The 16252-nt window shown below is 69.6% G+C and carries 13 protein-coding genes; 7 read left to right on the top strand and 6 right to left on the bottom strand.

Annotated elements, in window-relative coordinates; genetic code table 11:
- Positions 1-271: 271 nt before the first annotated feature.
- From rsmG to rpmH, 6 genes are all read right to left on the bottom strand, one after another.
- Positions 272-991 carry a 16S rRNA (guanine(527)-N(7))-methyltransferase RsmG gene (gene rsmG, locus ACZ6CZ_RS20170; RefSeq protein ID WP_469022811.1) on the bottom strand — a complete coding sequence of 240 codons (720 nt, stop codon included), beginning with the start codon at positions 989-991 and terminating at the stop codon, positions 272-274.
- A 117-nt stretch (positions 992-1108) separates the two neighbouring features.
- Positions 1109-1621, bottom strand: coding sequence for a Jag family protein (locus tag ACZ6CZ_RS20165; protein WP_469022808.1), 513 nt, complete (start codon positions 1619-1621; stop codon positions 1109-1111).
- Between the two features lie 15 nt (positions 1622-1636).
- A complete protein-coding gene (yidC, locus tag ACZ6CZ_RS20160; RefSeq protein WP_469022806.1) occupies positions 1637-2917 on the bottom strand; it encodes a membrane protein insertase YidC in 1281 nt (426 codons plus the stop codon).
- A 3-nt stretch (positions 2918-2920) separates the two neighbouring features.
- Positions 2921-3286, bottom strand: a complete 366-nt coding sequence (gene yidD / locus ACZ6CZ_RS20155) for a membrane protein insertion efficiency factor YidD (protein ID WP_469022804.1) — start codon at positions 3284-3286, stop codon at positions 2921-2923.
- A complete protein-coding gene (gene rnpA / locus ACZ6CZ_RS20150; protein WP_469022801.1) occupies positions 3283-3654 on the bottom strand; it encodes a ribonuclease P protein component in 372 nt (123 codons plus the stop codon). Before rnpA ends, yidD begins: the two co-directional genes overlap by 4 nt.
- 21 nt (positions 3655-3675) lie before the next feature.
- Positions 3676-3813, bottom strand: coding sequence for a 50S ribosomal protein L34 (rpmH, locus tag ACZ6CZ_RS20145; RefSeq protein WP_003949374.1), 138 nt, complete (start codon positions 3811-3813; stop codon positions 3676-3678).
- Positions 3814-4187: 374 nt separating this feature from the next.
- On the opposite strand from rpmH, the gene dnaA reads away from it, so the two are divergent.
- The 7 genes from dnaA to gyrA all read left to right on the top strand — a co-directional run bounded on the left by dnaA (position 4188) and on the right by gyrA (position 16118).
- A complete protein-coding gene (gene dnaA / locus ACZ6CZ_RS20140) occupies positions 4188-6164 on the top strand; it encodes a chromosomal replication initiator protein DnaA (RefSeq protein ID WP_469022798.1) in 1977 nt (658 codons plus the stop codon).
- An 884-nt stretch (positions 6165-7048) separates the two neighbouring features.
- A complete protein-coding gene (gene dnaN, locus ACZ6CZ_RS20135; RefSeq protein WP_469022794.1) occupies positions 7049-8179 on the top strand; it encodes a DNA polymerase III subunit beta in 1131 nt (376 codons plus the stop codon).
- A 161-nt stretch (positions 8180-8340) separates the two neighbouring features.
- Positions 8341-9216 carry a phosphogluconate dehydrogenase (NAD(+)-dependent, decarboxylating) gene (gnd, locus tag ACZ6CZ_RS20130; RefSeq protein ID WP_469022791.1) on the top strand — a complete coding sequence of 292 codons (876 nt, stop codon included), beginning with the start codon at positions 8341-8343 and terminating at the stop codon, positions 9214-9216.
- A gap of 51 nt (positions 9217-9267) precedes the next feature.
- Positions 9268-10425, top strand: coding sequence for a DNA replication/repair protein RecF (gene recF / locus ACZ6CZ_RS20125; protein WP_469022788.1), 1158 nt, complete (start codon positions 9268-9270; stop codon positions 10423-10425).
- On the top strand, positions 10422-11042 hold the full coding sequence (locus ACZ6CZ_RS20120; protein WP_469022786.1) for a DciA family protein: 621 nt from the start codon (positions 10422-10424) through the stop codon (positions 11040-11042). Before recF ends, ACZ6CZ_RS20120 begins: the two co-directional genes overlap by 4 nt.
- A 375-nt stretch (positions 11043-11417) precedes the next feature.
- A complete protein-coding gene (gene gyrB, locus ACZ6CZ_RS20115; RefSeq protein WP_469022784.1) occupies positions 11418-13481 on the top strand; it encodes a DNA topoisomerase (ATP-hydrolyzing) subunit B in 2064 nt (687 codons plus the stop codon).
- Between the two features lie 42 nt (positions 13482-13523).
- Positions 13524-16118, top strand: a complete 2595-nt coding sequence (gyrA, locus tag ACZ6CZ_RS20110; RefSeq protein WP_469022781.1) for a DNA gyrase subunit A — start codon at positions 13524-13526, stop codon at positions 16116-16118.
- Positions 16119-16252 lie beyond the last annotated feature (134 nt).

The following is a 16252-nucleotide window of genomic DNA, read 5'->3' as shown; positions in this document are numbered from 1 at the left end:
TTCGGCCGCAGCGCGGCCGCGACTGATGATGCCGTGCAGCAGTGAGCGACGTTTCACGTGAAACACGATGCACAGCGGCCGTGGCCGAACCCCCGCGACACTCCGAGCTGCGTGGGCTCGGCAGCTTGTGTGGAGTACGTCTCTTCGTCACAACGGATCAGTGCCGCCGCACCGGCGGACCGGCCCAGCGGCGCCGCATCGCTGGACCGGATCAGTGACCCTCGCTCCCGGACACCGGACGATCAGGGATTCTTACTACCCGACCACTGGATCAGCGGCGTCGCCGGGTACGGCCCGTCCGGGCCGCCTTGGCCCGCTTGGCGGCGAACCGCACACCGCCCGGACTCTCCCCGACCTCGACCCGTACGACGGTGGACAGGGGGTCCACCACGCCCTCACCCACCTGGAGGATGGACGTCTCCACCGCACCGAGCTTGCTCAGGGCGCTGGCCGCCGCCTTCAGTTCCTCCTCGGCGGTGTCGCCCTTGAGCGCGAGCATCTCGCCGTACGGCCGCAGCAACGGGATGCCCCAGGCGGCCAGCCGGTCCAGCGGTGCCACGGCCCGGGCGGTCACGACATGCACCGGCTGAAGCGTGCCCAGCACCTCTTCGGCGCGGCCCCGGACGACGGTCACATGGTCCAGGCCCAGCAGTTCGACGACCTCCGAGAGGAAGTTCGTCCGCCGCAGCAACGGCTCCAGCAACGTGATGTTCAGATCCTCACGGACCAGGGCCAGCGGGATGCCCGGCAGGCCCGCCCCGGAACCGACGTCGCACACCGTCACCCCCTCGGGTACGGCCTCGGAGAGCACCGCGCAGTTCAGCAGGTGCCTTTCCCACAGCCGGGGCACTTCCCGTGGACCGATCAGGCCTCGCTGCACGCCCGCCTCGGCGAGCAGTTCCGCGTAGCGGACCGCATCGGCGAATCGATCGCCAAATACTTCCCGGGCCTGCTCGGGCGCAGGGGGGAGCTGCTCCGCTGCCTCCGTCACGGGGACCGTCCTTCCGTACCGTGCCGGCGCTCCGAGCGCCGACCACCAGAACTACCAGGCTGACAAAGTTCGGCCCCGCCTGCGCTACAGACGGGGCCGGTGGAACGTGGTGACCGATCAGGCCGGAAGCACGACGACGAACCGCTCGGGCTCCTCGCCCTCGGACTCGCTGCGCAGTCCCGCGGCCTTGACCGCGTCGTGCACGACCTTGCGCTCGAAGGGCGACATCGGCTTGAGCTTCACGGGCTCGCCGCTGGTCCTGACATCGGCGGCGGCCTTGGCACCCAGCTCGGACAGCTCGGTGCGCTTGCGGGCGCGGTAGCCCCCGATGTCCAGCATGAGCCGACTGCGATCCCCGGTCTCCCGGTGGACGGCGAGCCGCGTCAGCTCCTGCAGCGCCTCGAGCACCTCGCCGTCGTGACCGACGAGCTTCTGCAGATCACGGCCGCCGGAGTCGCTGATGATCGACACGGCTGCGCGATCCGCCTCGACGTCCATGTCGATGTCGCCGTCGAGGTCGGCGATGTCCAGCAGACCCTCCAGGTAGTCCGCCGCGATCTCACCCTCCTGCTCCAGGCGGGTGAGGGTGTCTGCACCCTCGGCAGCGGCGGAGGTGGTGCCTTCCGTCACGGGATGGACTCCTTCTTACTTCTTGGACGGGGACTTGGGCCGCTGCGGGCCACCCTTGCGCTGGCCGGACTGGGCCTTGCTGCGGGTGCCGGAGCCTGGCTTGGCGGCCTGCTGGGCGGCGGCGGGCCTGGTGTCCTGCGGCTGGTCCGGCTTCTCCAGCGAGGTGGCCGGCGTGTCGTCGCCCGCCTGCTTGAGGGCGGACTGGCGCTGGGCCTTGGTCTGGCGCCGGGGCTGCTGGCGCTTGGCCGCGGCAGCGGGGGGAGTGACGGTGCTGCCGTCCTCGGCGACCTGGACGGCGACCTGGCTCTCGCTCTTGGTCACGGTGCCGTCGGCCTGGGCGGCGAGACCCGACTTGTTCAGCGCGTTGATGAACTTGCGCTCGAACTCGTTGCGGTCGCGGCCCTTGGCGACGATCGCCTTGACGATGGCCTTCTCGCTGCGCCGGCGGATCCTGCCGTGCTGCGTCACGTGGCCGGTCAGACGCTCCAGGTAGGCGGCCTGTGCCTTCGAACCCGGGGTCGGGTTGTTGCGGATGACGTACATCTGCTGGCCCATGGTCCACACGTTGGTGGTCAGCCAGTAGACGAGGACACCGACCGGGAAGTTGATGCCGAAGACGGCGAACATGACCGGGAAGACGTACATCAGCATCTTCTGCTGCTGCATGAACGGCGTCTTGATCGTCGTGTCGACGTTCTTCGTCATCAGCTGGCGCTGCGTGTAGAACTGCGAGAACGACATCATGACGATCATGACCGCGGTCACGACACGGACGTCCAGCAGCGTGGCGCCCAGCGCCTCGACCTTGGCGGAGCTGTCCATGAACTTCGCGGCCAGCGGGGCCCCGAAGATGTGCGCGTGCCGGGCACTGGCGAGCAGCGGGTCGTTGATGACGCCGATCGTCTGGCCCGTCGCGATGCCGTTGAGCACGTGGTACAGGGAGAAGAAGAACGGGGACTGCGCCAGGATGGGAAGGCACGAGGAGAGCGGGTTGGTACCCGACTCCTTGTACAGCTTCATCATCTCTTCGGACTGACGCTGCTTGTCGTTCTTGTAGCGTTCCTGGATCTTCTTCATCTCGGGCTGCAGCGTCTGCATCGCCCGGGTCGCCTTGATCTGCTTCACGAAGAGCGGGATCAGGCAGATGCGGATCAAGATCACCAGAGACACGATGGACAGGCCCCAGGCCCACCCGGTGTCAGGGCCGAAGATCTTGCCGTACACCGTGTGGAACTGGACGATGACCCAGGAGACGGGTGTCGTGATGAAGCTGAAGAGGCTGGCAATCGTGTCCACTAATCATGCTCCTTGGGCATGGGACGAGGTCTCTGCGGCCGGGCTCGAAGGAGACTCGGAAGCGAGCTTCGCGTCGATGGCCGGTTCGGCGGCGGAGGGCCCGCCCGTGCGTGCGCGCCAGGCGCCGCGCAGCATTTCGTGCCACCGCGGACGCTTGCGCGGCGGAACGTGGTCCACACCGCCGGGCGACCACGGATTGCACCGCAGGATGCGCCAGGCGGTGAGTGCCGTTCCCTTGAGGGCACCGTGCCGGTCGATGGCCGTGTAGCCGTAGTGGGAGCACGACGGGTAGTACCTGCACACCGGCCCGAGCAGCGGACTGATGGTCCACTGGTACAGCTTGATCAGAGCCAGCAGCGGGTACTTCATCGCGCGCCCCCTCCCAGGAGCCGCTGGAGGGCGGCGTCCAGGTCTCGGGCCAGCTGTGCGTGGTCTGCGTCGCCCGCTCCGGGCAGCGCTCGTACGACTACCAGGCTACCGGGGGGGAAGAGGGCGACTCGGTCACGCATCAGATGGCGAAGTCGGCGCTTGACGTGATTGCGCACGACAGCGCCACCGACGGCCTTGCTGACGACGAAACCCGCACGCGTCGGGGGAGCGCTCTCCCCAGGCGCGTGCGGGTTCGTGGCACCGCTACGAAGGTGGACGACGAGGAGCGGGCGGCCTGCCCGACGACCTCGTCGTACCGCGGTCGCGAAGTCCTCGCGCCGCCTCAGCCGGTTCTCGGTGGGCAGCACGACGTCATGACCTGATCGGGATCAGGCGGACAGGCGGGCGCGACCCTTGCCACGGCGGGACGCGAGAATCGCGCGGCCGGCACGGGTGCGCATACGCAGCCGGAAGCCGTGGGTCTTCGCGCGACGACGGTTGTTCGGCTGGAAGGTGCGCTTGCTCACTCGGGGGCTCCAGAGATTAATCGGTAGTGGCGGGGTGCCGTCCTGGCTGTCACCGTGCGCCCACGAGTAGCTCGCGTTACGCCCGAGTGCACCGCTGTCCGATCACCCGACGTGATCTGTGCCCATCGGAGGCAGGCGGCAGCAGCCATCGACAACTCGACCTGGTTACGGTACGCGCGGCTACGCCATCCGGTCAAACCAGGGGTCACCGGGAGACACTGTCCACAGGCTGGGGACAACAACTTGAACCCTACCCGCCGCCCTGACTACCTTGGCTGAACCCCGATTCGTTCCCCTGTGTCACCCGCCACCCATGAACAACCCCGACCCTCCCCGAACCACACGTTCGTGGGACCTGTGAGAGAGCGTGCCCTGTGGCTGACGTACCTGCCGATCTTGCCGCAGTGTGGCCACGAGTACTGGAGCAGCTCCTCGGTGAGGGCCGCGGGCAGGGTGTGGAGGCGAAGGACGAGCACTGGATCCGGCGTTGCCAGCCCCTCGCGCTGGTCGCCGACACCGCACTGCTCGCCGTACCGAACGAATTCGCGAAGGGCGTGCTCGAGGGCCGGCTGGCGCCGGTGGTCAGCGAGACCCTGAGCCGCGAGTGCGGCCGCCCGATCCGGATCGCGATCACCGTGGACGACTCCGCGGGTGAGCCCCCGCCCACACCGGCGCCCTCCGCGCAGCAGTCGCGCTACGAGGAGCGGTACGACGAACGCCACCAGGACGGCTACGACACCTACGAGGGCGGGGCGCAGTCGGGGCAGTACGAGGGCTACGGCCGGCACCGCGCCGAGCAGCAGCCGGGCGGGGAGCAGGCGCCCCGCGGGGACCAGCCGCCCGCCTCCCGCGGCGATCAGCTGCCCACCGCGCGCCCCGCGTACCCGTCGGAGTACCAGCGCCCCGAGCCCGGCGCCTGGCCGCGGCCCGCGCAGGACGAGTACACCTGGCAGCAGCCCCGGCTCGGCTTCCCCGAGCGGGACCCCTACGCCTCGCCGTCGTCGCAGGACTCCTACGGATCCGGCGCGGACTCCTACGGCCCGCCGTCGCGGGACTACCGCCGCGAACCCAGGGAGCGGCCCCCCTACGAGCAGCAGCGTGGCGACTACGAGAGCCCCCGCGGCGAGTACGAGCAGTCCCGCCCGGACTACGAGCGCGTCGACTACGACCAGCGCGACCCGGTCCGCCGCGAGCGGCCCGAGTCGCCGGGCGGACCCGGTCAGGGCCACCGCGGCGGCCCGGGCGGGGCGAACCCGTCCGCCGGCGCGCCCGGCCTGCCGGCCGCGAAGCCCGGGCCGGCCGCCGGCCCCGGTGAGCCGACGGCGCGGCTGAACCCGAAGTACCTCTTCGACACCTTCGTCATCGGCGCCTCCAACCGGTTCGCGCACGCGGCCGCGGTCGCCGTGGCCGAGGCGCCGGCCAAGGCGTACAACCCCCTGTTCATCTACGGGGAGTCGGGGCTCGGCAAGACCCACCTGCTGCACGCCATCGGGCACTACGCGCGCAGCCTCTACCCGGGCACGCGGGTGCGGTACGTCAGCTCGGAGGAGTTCACCAACGAGTTCATCAACTCCATCCGCGACGGCAAGGGCGACAGCTTCCGCAAGCGCTACCGCGAGATGGACATCCTGCTCGTCGACGACATCCAGTTCCTGGCGGACAAGGAGTCGACGCAGGAGGAGTTCTTCCACACGTTCAACACCCTCCACAACGCCAACAAGCAGATCGTGCTCTCCTCCGACCGGCCGCCCAAGCAGCTGGTGACGCTGGAGGACCGGCTGCGCAACCGCTTCGAGTGGGGTCTGATCACCGACGTCCAGCCGCCGGAGCTGGAGACCCGCATCGCGATCCTGCGCAAGAAGGCGGTGCAGGAGCAGCTCAACGCCCCGCCGGAGGTACTGGAGTTCATCGCCTCGCGGATCTCGCGCAACATCCGCGAGCTGGAAGGCGCGCTGATCCGGGTGACGGCGTTCGCGTCGCTCAACCGGCAGCCGGTGGACCTGGGCCTGACGGAGATCGTCCTGAAGGACCTGATCCCGGGCGGGGAGGACGCCGCGCCGGAGATCACGGCGACGGCCATCATGGGGGCGACCGCCGACTACTTCGGGCTCACGGTCGAGGACCTGTGCGGCACCTCGCGCGGCCGTGCGCTGGTCACCGCGCGCCAGATCGCCATGTATCTGTGCCGCGAGCTGACCGACCTGTCGCTGCCCAAGATCGGCGCGCAGTTCGGCGGCCGCGACCACACCACCGTCATGCACGCCGACCGCAAGATCCGCGCGCTGATGGCCGAGCGGCGCTCCATCTACAACCAGGTGACCGAGCTGACCAACCGCATCAAGAACGGCTGACAGCCGCGGCCGTGCGCCGCCGAGGGCGCCTCCGGAGGTCTCCGGAGGCGCCTTTTTCGTGGGCCGGGGCGACCGCGACCGTCGGCCGGGGCGGACGCGACCGTGGCTGGGCCGACACCTGGTGTTCGATTGGCCGCCGGGTTACGGCCGCCCTCCACAGATTGGGCGACTTTCTTGCGTCCACACCCTGGGGACTGTGAAGTTGTCCCGAACGCCGTCCACAGGCGGACGGCCCGCACGGCATCGGCCCAGCTCACACGGCTGTGGATTGGTGGACAAAAGATCTCCACAGCCTGTGGACGAAGCGGCGGTCCACAGGCTGTGCACGGAGTTGTCCACCGACGGCCCACAGGCTGGGGCCGGTTGTCCCCAGTGATCAACGGCTTCTCCACACCCTTGTCCACTGTTCGGCAACCGGAAGGGCCTGATCACCGTGTCGAGTGAAAGCCGTCACACCAAGGTGCCGGATTGGGGTGTGGGAAACCTGGGTAAACCTGGGGACGCAGCTGGGGAGAACTAGCCCCGGCCTGTGGGCGGAGTGTGCAGAACTTTCTGTTCTCCACAGACACCTCGAGTTGTCCACCGGCTCCACCCACAGGGGCAGTGGATAAAATTCCCACTCTGAGCTGGGAAAACGGGGTTATCCACGGTATCCACAGGCCCTACTACTACTGCCAACTAGAGAGAGCTGGGAAACCGTTTCGAAGCGGGCCCTGTGCACAACTCGCTCTCGGTTGCCCGACCGCCCCTCCGGGCGACTTGACCCCGACCGGCACCTACTGTCAGTGCGGTGCGTCAGACTGGTCCCCGGTGTCCTGCCCTCCGCTGTGGGCGGTGACACCGAGTCGAAGGACTCAGAAGCAACAAGCAGGAGGCGGCTTACGGTGAAGATCCGGGTGGAACGCGACGTACTCGCGGAGGCAGTGGCCTGGGCGGCCCGCAGCCTCCCGGCCCGTCCGCCGGCGCCTGTGCTCGCCGGCCTGCTGCTGAAGGCCGAGGACGGCCAGCTGAGCCTGTCGAGCTTCGACTACGAGGTCTCCGCGCGCGTCTCCGTCGAGGCCGAGGTGGAGGAGGAGGGCACCGTCCTCGTCTCCGGCCGGCTGCTCGCCGACATCTCCCGGGCCCTGCCCAACCGCCCGGTGGAGATTTCCACAGACGGTGTACGGGCGACCGTGGTCTGCGGCTCCTCCCGCTTCACCCTCCACACCCTGCCTGTGGAGGAGTACCCGGCGCTGCCGCAGATGCCGAACGCGACGGGCACCGTCCCCGGCGAGGTCTTCGCCTCCGCCGTGCAGCAGGTCGCCATCGCCGCCGGCCGTGACGACACGCTGCCCGTGCTGACCGGTGTGCGCATCGAGATCGAGGGCGACACCGTCACGCTGGCCTCCACCGACCGCTACCGCTTCGCGGTCCGCGAGTTCATGTGGAAGCCGGAGAACCCGGACGCCTCCGCGGTCGCCCTGGTGCCCGCCAAGACGCTCCTGGACACCGCCAAGGCGCTGACCAGCGGTGACAGCGTCATCCTGGCGCTGTCCGGCTCGGGCAAGGGCGAGGGCCTGATCGGTTTCGAGGGCGCCGGGCGCCGGACGACCACCCGCCTGCTCGAGGGCGACCTGCCGAAGTACCGCACGCTGTTCCCGACGGAGTTCAACTCGATCGCCGTCATCGAGACCGCCCCCTTCGTGGAGGCCGTCAAGCGCGTGGCCCTGGTCGCCGAGCGGAACACCCCGGTGCGGCTCAGCTTCGAGCAGGGCGTGCTCATCCTGGAGGCCGGGTCCAGCGACGACGCACAGGCTGTGGAAAGAGTCGACGCCCAGCTGGAGGGCGACGACATCTCGATCGCCTTCAACCCGACCTTCCTGCTCGACGGCCTGAGCGCCATCGACTCCCCGGTGGCCCAGCTGTCGTTCACCACGTCCACCAAGCCCGCGCTGCTGAGCGGCAGGCCGGCGGTGGACGCGGAGGCGGACGAGGCCTACAAGTACTTGATCATGCCGGTGCGCCTGAGCGGCTGACCGCTCCCGTCACGGAGTCCTGCTCCCGTCACGGAATCCCCAGGTGAGGGCCTACGTATGAGCGCGTATGCCCACGGATGTGCGTGAGCGTCCGGGTCTAGGCTCGGACGCGGGTACGAACGTGCCCGTCACGTCCTCCAGCAACCGAAGGAAACCAACTGATGGAGCTCGGTCTCGTCGGCCTCGGCAAGATGGGCGGCAACATGCGCGAGCGGATCCGCCGCGCCGGCCACACCGTCGTCGGATTCGACCGCAACGCGGACCTCGCGGATGTCCACAGCCTGGAAGAGCTTGTGGGCAAACTCAGTGCCCCGCGCGTGGTCTGGGTGATGGTCCCGGCCGGCGAGCCCACCCAGTCCACGATCGACCAGCTCGGCGAGCTGCTCGAGCCCGGTGACGTGGTCGTCGACGGCGGCAACTCCCGCTGGACGGACGACGAGCGGCACGCAGAGGAGCTGGCGGCCAAGGGCATAGGCTTCGTGGACTGCGGCGTCTCCGGTGGCGTCTGGGGCCTGGAGAACGGCTACGCGCTGATGTACGGCGGCGACGCGGAGAACGTCGCCAAGGTGCAGCCGGTCTTCGACGCGCTGAAGCCGGCGGGCGACTTCGGCGCGGTGCACGCTGGCAAGGTCGGCGCGGGCCACTTCGCGAAGATGGTCCACAACGGCATCGAGTACGCCATGATGCAGGCCTACGCCGAGGGCTGGGAGCTGCTGGAGAAGGTCGACTCCGTGGAGAACGTCCGCGAGGTCTTCCGCTCCTGGCAGGAGGGCACCGTCATCCGCTCCTGGCTGCTGGACCTCGCGGTCAACGCCCTCGACGACGACGAGCACCTCACGGGCCTGCGCGGTTACGCACAGGACTCCGGTGAGGGACGCTGGACGGTGGAGGCGGCCATCGACAACGCGGTGCCGCTGCCCGCGATCACCGCGTCGCTGTTCGCGCGGTTCGCCTCCCGACAGGAGGACTCGCCGCAGATGAAGATGATCGCCGCGCTGCGCAACCAGTTCGGCGGCCACGCCGTAGAGAAGAAGTAATCCACAGGGTCGCCCAGCGATCCACACCCTTGGGGAGGTCGGCGAACGACCATGCACGTCACGCATCTGTCGCTGGCCGACTTCCGCTCCTACGCCCGGGTCGAAGTCCCGCTCGACCCGGGCGTCACCGCCTTCGTGGGCCCCAACGGCCAGGGCAAGACCAACCTCGTCGAGGCGATCGGCTACCTCGCCACCCTGGGCAGCCACCGCGTCGCCACCGACGCCCCCCTGATCCGCCTGGGCGCCGAGCGGGCCGTGATCCGGGCGCAGGTCCGCCAGGGCGACCGGCAGCAGCTGGTCGAGCTGGAGCTGAACCCGGGCCGCGCCAACCGCGCCCGGATCAACCGGTCCTCGCAGGTCAGACCCCGGGACGTGCTGGGGATCGTACGGACGGTGCTGTTCGCGCCGGAGGACCTGGCACTGGTCAAGGGTGATCCCGGGGAGCGTCGGAGGTTCCTGGACGAGCTGGTCACCGCCCGCTCCCCGCGGATGGCCGGGGTGCGCTCCGACTACGAGCGGGTGCTCAAGCAGCGCAACACCCTGCTGAAGACGGCCGCCCTGGCCCGCCGGCACGGCGGACGCAAGGCGGGACCCGCCGGGCGGGCGGACGCGGGCCCGGGGACGGACCTGTCCACCCTGGACGTGTGGGACCAGCACCTCGCGCGCGTGGGCGCCGACCTGCTCGCCGCCCGCCTCGACCTGGTCGCCGCGCTCCAGCCGCTGGCCGACAAGGCCTACGAGCAGCTCGCCCCCGGTGGCGGGCCGGTCTCCCTGGAGTACAAGCCGTCCGCGCCCGGTGAGGCGCACACGCGCGAGGACCTGTACGGGCAGCTGATGGCGGCGCTCGCCGAGGCACGCAAGCAGGAGATCGAGCGCGGTGTCACCCTGGTGGGCCCGCACCGCGACGACCTGGTCCTCAGACTCGGCCCGCTGCCCGCCAAGGGCTACGCCTCGCACGGCGAGTCCTGGTCCTACGCGCTGGCGCTGCGGCTGGCCTCGTACGACCTGCTGCGCGCCGAGGGCAACGAGCCGGTGCTGGTGCTCGACGACGTGTTCGCCGAGCTGGACGTGCGCCGGCGCGAGCGGCTGGCGGAGCTGGTGGCGCCCGGCGAGCAGGTGCTGGTGACGGCGGCGGTCGACGACGACGTCCCGCAGGTGCTGGCCGGCGCCCGGTACGCGGTGTCCGACGGGACGGTGGAGCGCGCATGACCACGGACGGGCCCGCGCCCGGCAGGGGCGCCGCGGGCGGCGGGCGGAGCGCGTCCGGGAGCGGCGGTGCGGCCGAGCCGCCCGCCGCCGGGACGGCGGACGGCGCCGGGGCGGCCGACGAGCCCTCCGGTGTCGACCTCGCGCGCGTGGCGCTGCGCGCGGCGAAGGAACAGGCACGCGCGCGTGGGGACGCGGCCCGGCAGACGCGGCAGGCGCGCCGCGGCGGTCTGCGCTCCGGCGCCCGCGCCGACGGCCGTGACCCGATGGCGCTCGGCGCCGCGATCAACCGGCTGCTCACCGAGCGCGGCTGGGAGGCCCCGGCCGCGGTGGGCGGCGTGATGGGCCGCTGGCCGCAGATCGTCGGGGAGGACCTGGCCAAGCACTGCGTGCCGCACACCTACGACGAGGACGAGCGGGTCCTGGCGGTGCAGTGCGACTCGACGGCCTGGGCGACCCAGCTGCGGCTGCTCGCGCCCGCGCTGGTGGCCCGCCTCAACGAGGACCTCGGGCACGGCACGGTGAAGGTGATCAAGGTGAGCGGCCCCGGTGGCCCGCCCCGCCGGTACGGCCCGCTGCGGGCCCCGGGAAGCACCGGACCCGGCGACACGTACGGGTGACGTACCTCACGTAGGAAGCCCGCGCGGACCCCGTGCCGAGACACCGGCACGGGGTCCGCCGTACGCCCGCACAGGGGTTCGTACCGTCCCCTGACCCCCGAGTAGCCAGGGGTTGACCGCTCGAAGCGCTGAATGCCTCCGTGGGGCTCTTGGAGCCCCCTTCCGCATATCGGGACCCGGCCGAGACCGGTTGAGGGCGGCACATGGGGACTCAGGTACCGGCAAACCCCCATCACTGTCGGCGCTACCGGTAGACTGGAAGCCGATCCCGCCCCACTCGTGGGGACCGCCCGGGAGAAGCTGAGCAACGCTGATCAAGGCTTACCAACGCAACATGCCGCAGCCGCTCCGGCAACCCGCCGACGAGCCCGGCTCGTGCTGTGCCAGAAAGGGCGCTTCGTGGCCGATTCCGGCAACCCCAACGAGAACATCCCGTCCACCGGCGCCGGCGCCAACGGTGAGGTCACCGCCTCCTACGACGCCAGCGCCATCACCGTCCTCGAAGGGCTGGACGCGGTCCGCAAGCGACCCGGTATGTACATCGGCTCCACCGGGGAGCGCGGTCTGCACCACCTGGTGTACGAGGTCGTGGACAACTCCGTCGACGAGGCACTGGCCGGTCATGCCGACACGATCGACGTGACGATCCTCGCCGACGGCGGCGTGCGCGTCATCGACAACGGCCGTGGCATCCCGGTGGGCATCGTCCCCTCCGAGGGCAAGCCGGCCGTCGAGGTCGTGCTGACCGTGCTGCACGCGGGCGGCAAGTTCGGCGGCGGCGGCTACGCGGTCTCCGGTGGTCTGCACGGCGTCGGCGTCTCCGTGGTGAACGCCCTGTCCTCCAAGGTCTCCGTCGAGGTCAGGACCGACGGCCACCGCTGGACGCAGGACTACAAGATGGGCGTCCCGACGGCCCCGCTGGCCCAGCACGAGGCCATCGAGGAGACGGGCACCTCGGTCACCTTCTGGGCCGACGCGGACATCTTCGAGACCACCGAGTACTCCTTCGAGACGCTGTCGCGGCGCTTCCAGGAGATGGCGTTCCTCAACAAGGGTTTGACGATCAAACTCACTGACGAGCGCGAGTCGGCGAAGGCCACGGCCGGGGCGGACGAGGCGGGTGCGGACGAGAAGGACGAGGTCAAGACCGTCACGTACCACTACGAGGGCGGCATCGTCGACTTCGTGAAGTACCTCAACTCCCGCAAGGGAGACGCGGTGCACCCCACCGTCATCGACCTGGAGGCGGAGGACAAGGACAAGAGCCTGTCCCTCGAGGTCGCGATGCAGTGGAACAGCGGCTACAGCGAGGGCGTGTACTCCTTCGCCAACATCATCCACACCCACGAGGGCGGCACGCACGAAGAGGGCTTCCGGGCCGCGCTGACCTCGCTGATCAACAAGTACGCCCGCGACAAGAAGCTGCTGCGCGAGAAGGACGACAACCTCACCGGTGACGACATCCGCGAGGGTCTGACCGCGATCATCTCGGTGAAGCTGAGCGAGCCGCAGTTCGAGGGCCAGACGAAGACCAAGCTGGGCAACACGGAGGCCAAGACCTTCGTGCAGAAGGCGGTCTACGAGCACCTCAACGACTGGCTGGACCGCAACCCGGTCGAGGCGGCGGACATCATCCGCAAGGGCATCCAGGCGGCCACCGCGCGCGTGGCGGCCCGCAAGGCCCGCGACCTGACCCGGCGCAAGGGCCTGCTGGAGTCGGCCTCGCTGCCGGGCAAGCTGTCCGACTGCCAGTCGAACGACCCCACCAAGTGCGAGATCTTCATCGTCGAGGGCGACTCCGCCGGCGGCTCGGCCAAGTCCGGCCGCAACCCGCAGTACCAGGCGATCCTCCCGATCCGCGGCAAGATCCTCAACGTCGAGAAGGCCCGGATCGACAAGATCCTGCAGAACCAGGAGATCCAGGCGCTGATCTCCGCCTTCGGCACCGGCGTGCACGAGGACTTCGACATCGCCAAGCTCCGCTATCACAAGATCATTTTGATGGCGGACGCCGACGTCGACGGCCAGCACATCAGCACCCTGCTGCTGACCTTCCTGTTCCGCTTCATGCGGCCGCTGGTCGAGGCCGGGCACGTGTACCTCTCGCGTCCCCCGCTGTACAAGATCAAGTGGGGCCGGGACGACATCGAGTACGCCTACTCGGACCGCGAGCGCGACGCGCTGATCGAGCTGGGCCGGCAGCGCGGCAAGCGCGTGCGCGAGGACTCCATCCAGCGCTTCAAGGGCCTCGGCGAGATGAACGCCGAGGAGCTGCGCGTGACCACCATGGACCAGGAGCACCGGGTCCTCGGCCAGGTCACCCTGGACGACGCCGCCCAGGCCGACGACCTGTTCTCGGTCCTCATGGGCGAGGACGTCGAAGCCCGCCGCGCGTTCATCCAGCGCAACGCCAAGGACGTCCGGTTCCTCGACATCTGAGTCGGTCTCAGCTGACCGCACAGGGAAGGATCTTCACCAGCAATGGCCGACGAGAACACTCCCGTCACCCCTGAAGAGGGCGGCGAGGTCGCGATGCGCGTCGAGCCCGTGGGGCTCGAGACGGAGATGCAGCGCTCGTACCTGGACTACGCGATGTCCGTCATCGTGTCCCGCGCGCTGCCCGACGTCCGCGACGGTCTCAAGCCCGTCCACCGCCGCGTCCTGTACGCCATGTACGACGGCGGCTACCGCCCCGAGCGCGGCTTCTACAAGTGCGCCCGTGTCGTCGGCGACGTCATGGGCAACTACCACCCGCACGGCGACTCCTCGATCTACGACGCCCTGGTGCGCCTCGCCCAGCCGTGGTCGATGCGGATGCCGCTGGTGGACTCCAACGGCAACTTCGGCTCCCCGGGCAACGACCCGGCGGCGGCCATGCGCTACACCGAGTGCAAGCTGGCGCCGCTGTCGATGGAGATGGTCCGCGACATCGACGAGGAGACCGTCGACTTCACGGACAACTACGACGGCCGCTCCCAGGAGCCGACCGTCCTGCCCGCCCGCTTCCCGAACCTGCTGATCAACGGCTCCGCCGGCATCGCGGTCGGCATGGCGACCAACATCCCGCCGCACAACCTGCGCGAGGTCGCGGCCGGCGCCCAGTGGTACCTGGAGAACCCCGAGGCCACGCACGAGGAACTGCTCGACGCCCTGATCGAGCGCATCAAGGGCCCGGACTTCCCGACCGGCGCCCTGGTGGTGGGCCGCAAGGGCATCGAGGAGGCGTACCGCACCGGCCGCGGCTCCATCACGATGCGCGCGGTCGTCGAGGTCGAGGAGATCCAGAACCGCCAGTGCCTGGTGGTGACGGAGCTGCCGTACCAGGTGAACCCGGACAACCTCGCGCAGAAGATCGCCGACCTGGTGAAGGACGGCAAGATCGGCGGCATCGCCGACGTCCGCGACGAGACCTCCTCGCGCACCGGCCAGCGCCTGGTGATCGTCCTCAAGCGGGACGCCGTCGCCAAGGTCGTGCTGAACAACCTCTACAAGCACACCGACCTGCAGACCAACTTCGGCGCCAACATGCTGGCCCTGGTCGACGGGGTGCCGCGCACGCTGTCCCTGGACGCGTTCATCCGCCACTGGGTGACGCACCAGATCGAGGTCATCGTCCGCCGGACGAAGTTCCGGCTGCGCAAGGCCGAGGAGCGCGCCCACATCCTGCGCGGCCTGCTGAAGGCGCTGGACGCCATCGACGAGGTCATCGCGCTGATCCGGCGCAGTGACACCGTGGACATCGCGCGCGGCGGCCTGATGGAACTCCTGGAGATCGACGAGATCCAGGCCAACGCCATCCTCGAGATGCAGCTGCGCCGGCTGGCCGCCCTGGAGCGCCAGAAGATCGTCCAGGAGCACGACGAGCTGCAGGCGAAGATCCGCGAGTACAACGCCATCCTGGCCTCGCCGGTCCGCCAGCGCGGGATCGTCAGCGCGGAGCTGGCCGCGATCGTCGAGAAGTACGGCGACGACCGCAAGACGATGCTGGTGCCCTACGACGGCGACATGTCCATCGAGGACCTCATCGCCGAGGAGGACATCGTCGTCACCGTCACCCGCGGCGGTTACGTCAAGCGGACCAAGGCGGACGACTACCGGGCGCAGAAGCGCGGCGGCAAGGGCGTGCGGGGCGCGAAGCTGAAGGAAGACGACATCGTCGACCACTTCTTCGTCTCCACCACCCACCACTGGCTGCTGTTCTTCACGAACAAGGGCCGGGTCTACCGGGCCAAGGCCTACGAGCTGCCGGACGCCGGCCGGGACGCGCGCGGGCAGCACGTCGCCAACCTGCTCGCCTTCCAGCCGGACGAGGCGATCGCCGAGATCCTCGCGATCCGCGACTACGAGGCCGTTCCCTACCTGGTGCTCGCCACCAAGGGCGGCCTGGTCAAGAAGACGCCCCTGAAGGACTACGACTCGCCCCGCGCCGGCGGTGTCATCGCGATCAACCTGCGCGCGCGCGAGGACGGCTCCGACGACGAGCTGATCGGCGCCGAGCTGGTGTCGGCCGACGACGACCTGCTGCTGATCAGCAGGAAGGCGCAGTCGATCAGGTTCACCGCTTCGGACGACACCCTGCGCCCCATGGGCCGTGCCACCTCGGGCGTCAAGGGCATGAGTTTCCGTCCGGGGGACGAACTGCTCTCGATGAATGTTGTTCGACCCGGTACGTTCGTGTTCACTGCCACAGACGGCGGGTACGCGAAGCGGACCCGCGTCGACGAGTACCGCGTCCAGGGCCGCGGCGGCCTCGGCATCAAGGCCGCCAAGATCGTGGAGGACCGCGGTTCGCTGGTCGGCGCGCTGATTGTCGAGGAGAGCGACGAGATCCTCGCCATCACCCTCTCCGGCGGTGTGATTCGTACGCGAGTCAGCGAGGTCAGGGAGACGGGCCGTGACACCATGGGCGTCCAGCTGATCAACCTGGGCAAGCGCGATGCCGTGGTCGGTATCGCACGTAACGCCGAGGCGGGACGCGAGGCGGAGGAAGTCGACGGCGACGTGGCCGTGGACGAGACCGCCGAGGGTGCCGCGGACACCGGCACGGACGAGGGTGAGGCGCCCTCGGCCGAGTAGCACGAGGAGAGAGTCATCGTGAGCGGAGCCACGGGCGCCGGATCGGCCGGTACCTCCAGGGGTACGGAGACGGACGGCGGCGGCCGTGGCTCCGCCGCGAGTGCCACGAGCGCCACGAGCGCCGCGACCGCGGC

The sequence above is a fragment of the Streptomyces sp. NPDC041135 genome, from assembly GCF_055592085.1.
Note: the sequence above shows the minus strand (reverse complement) of the source record. Positions and strands in the feature narration are given on the sequence as shown.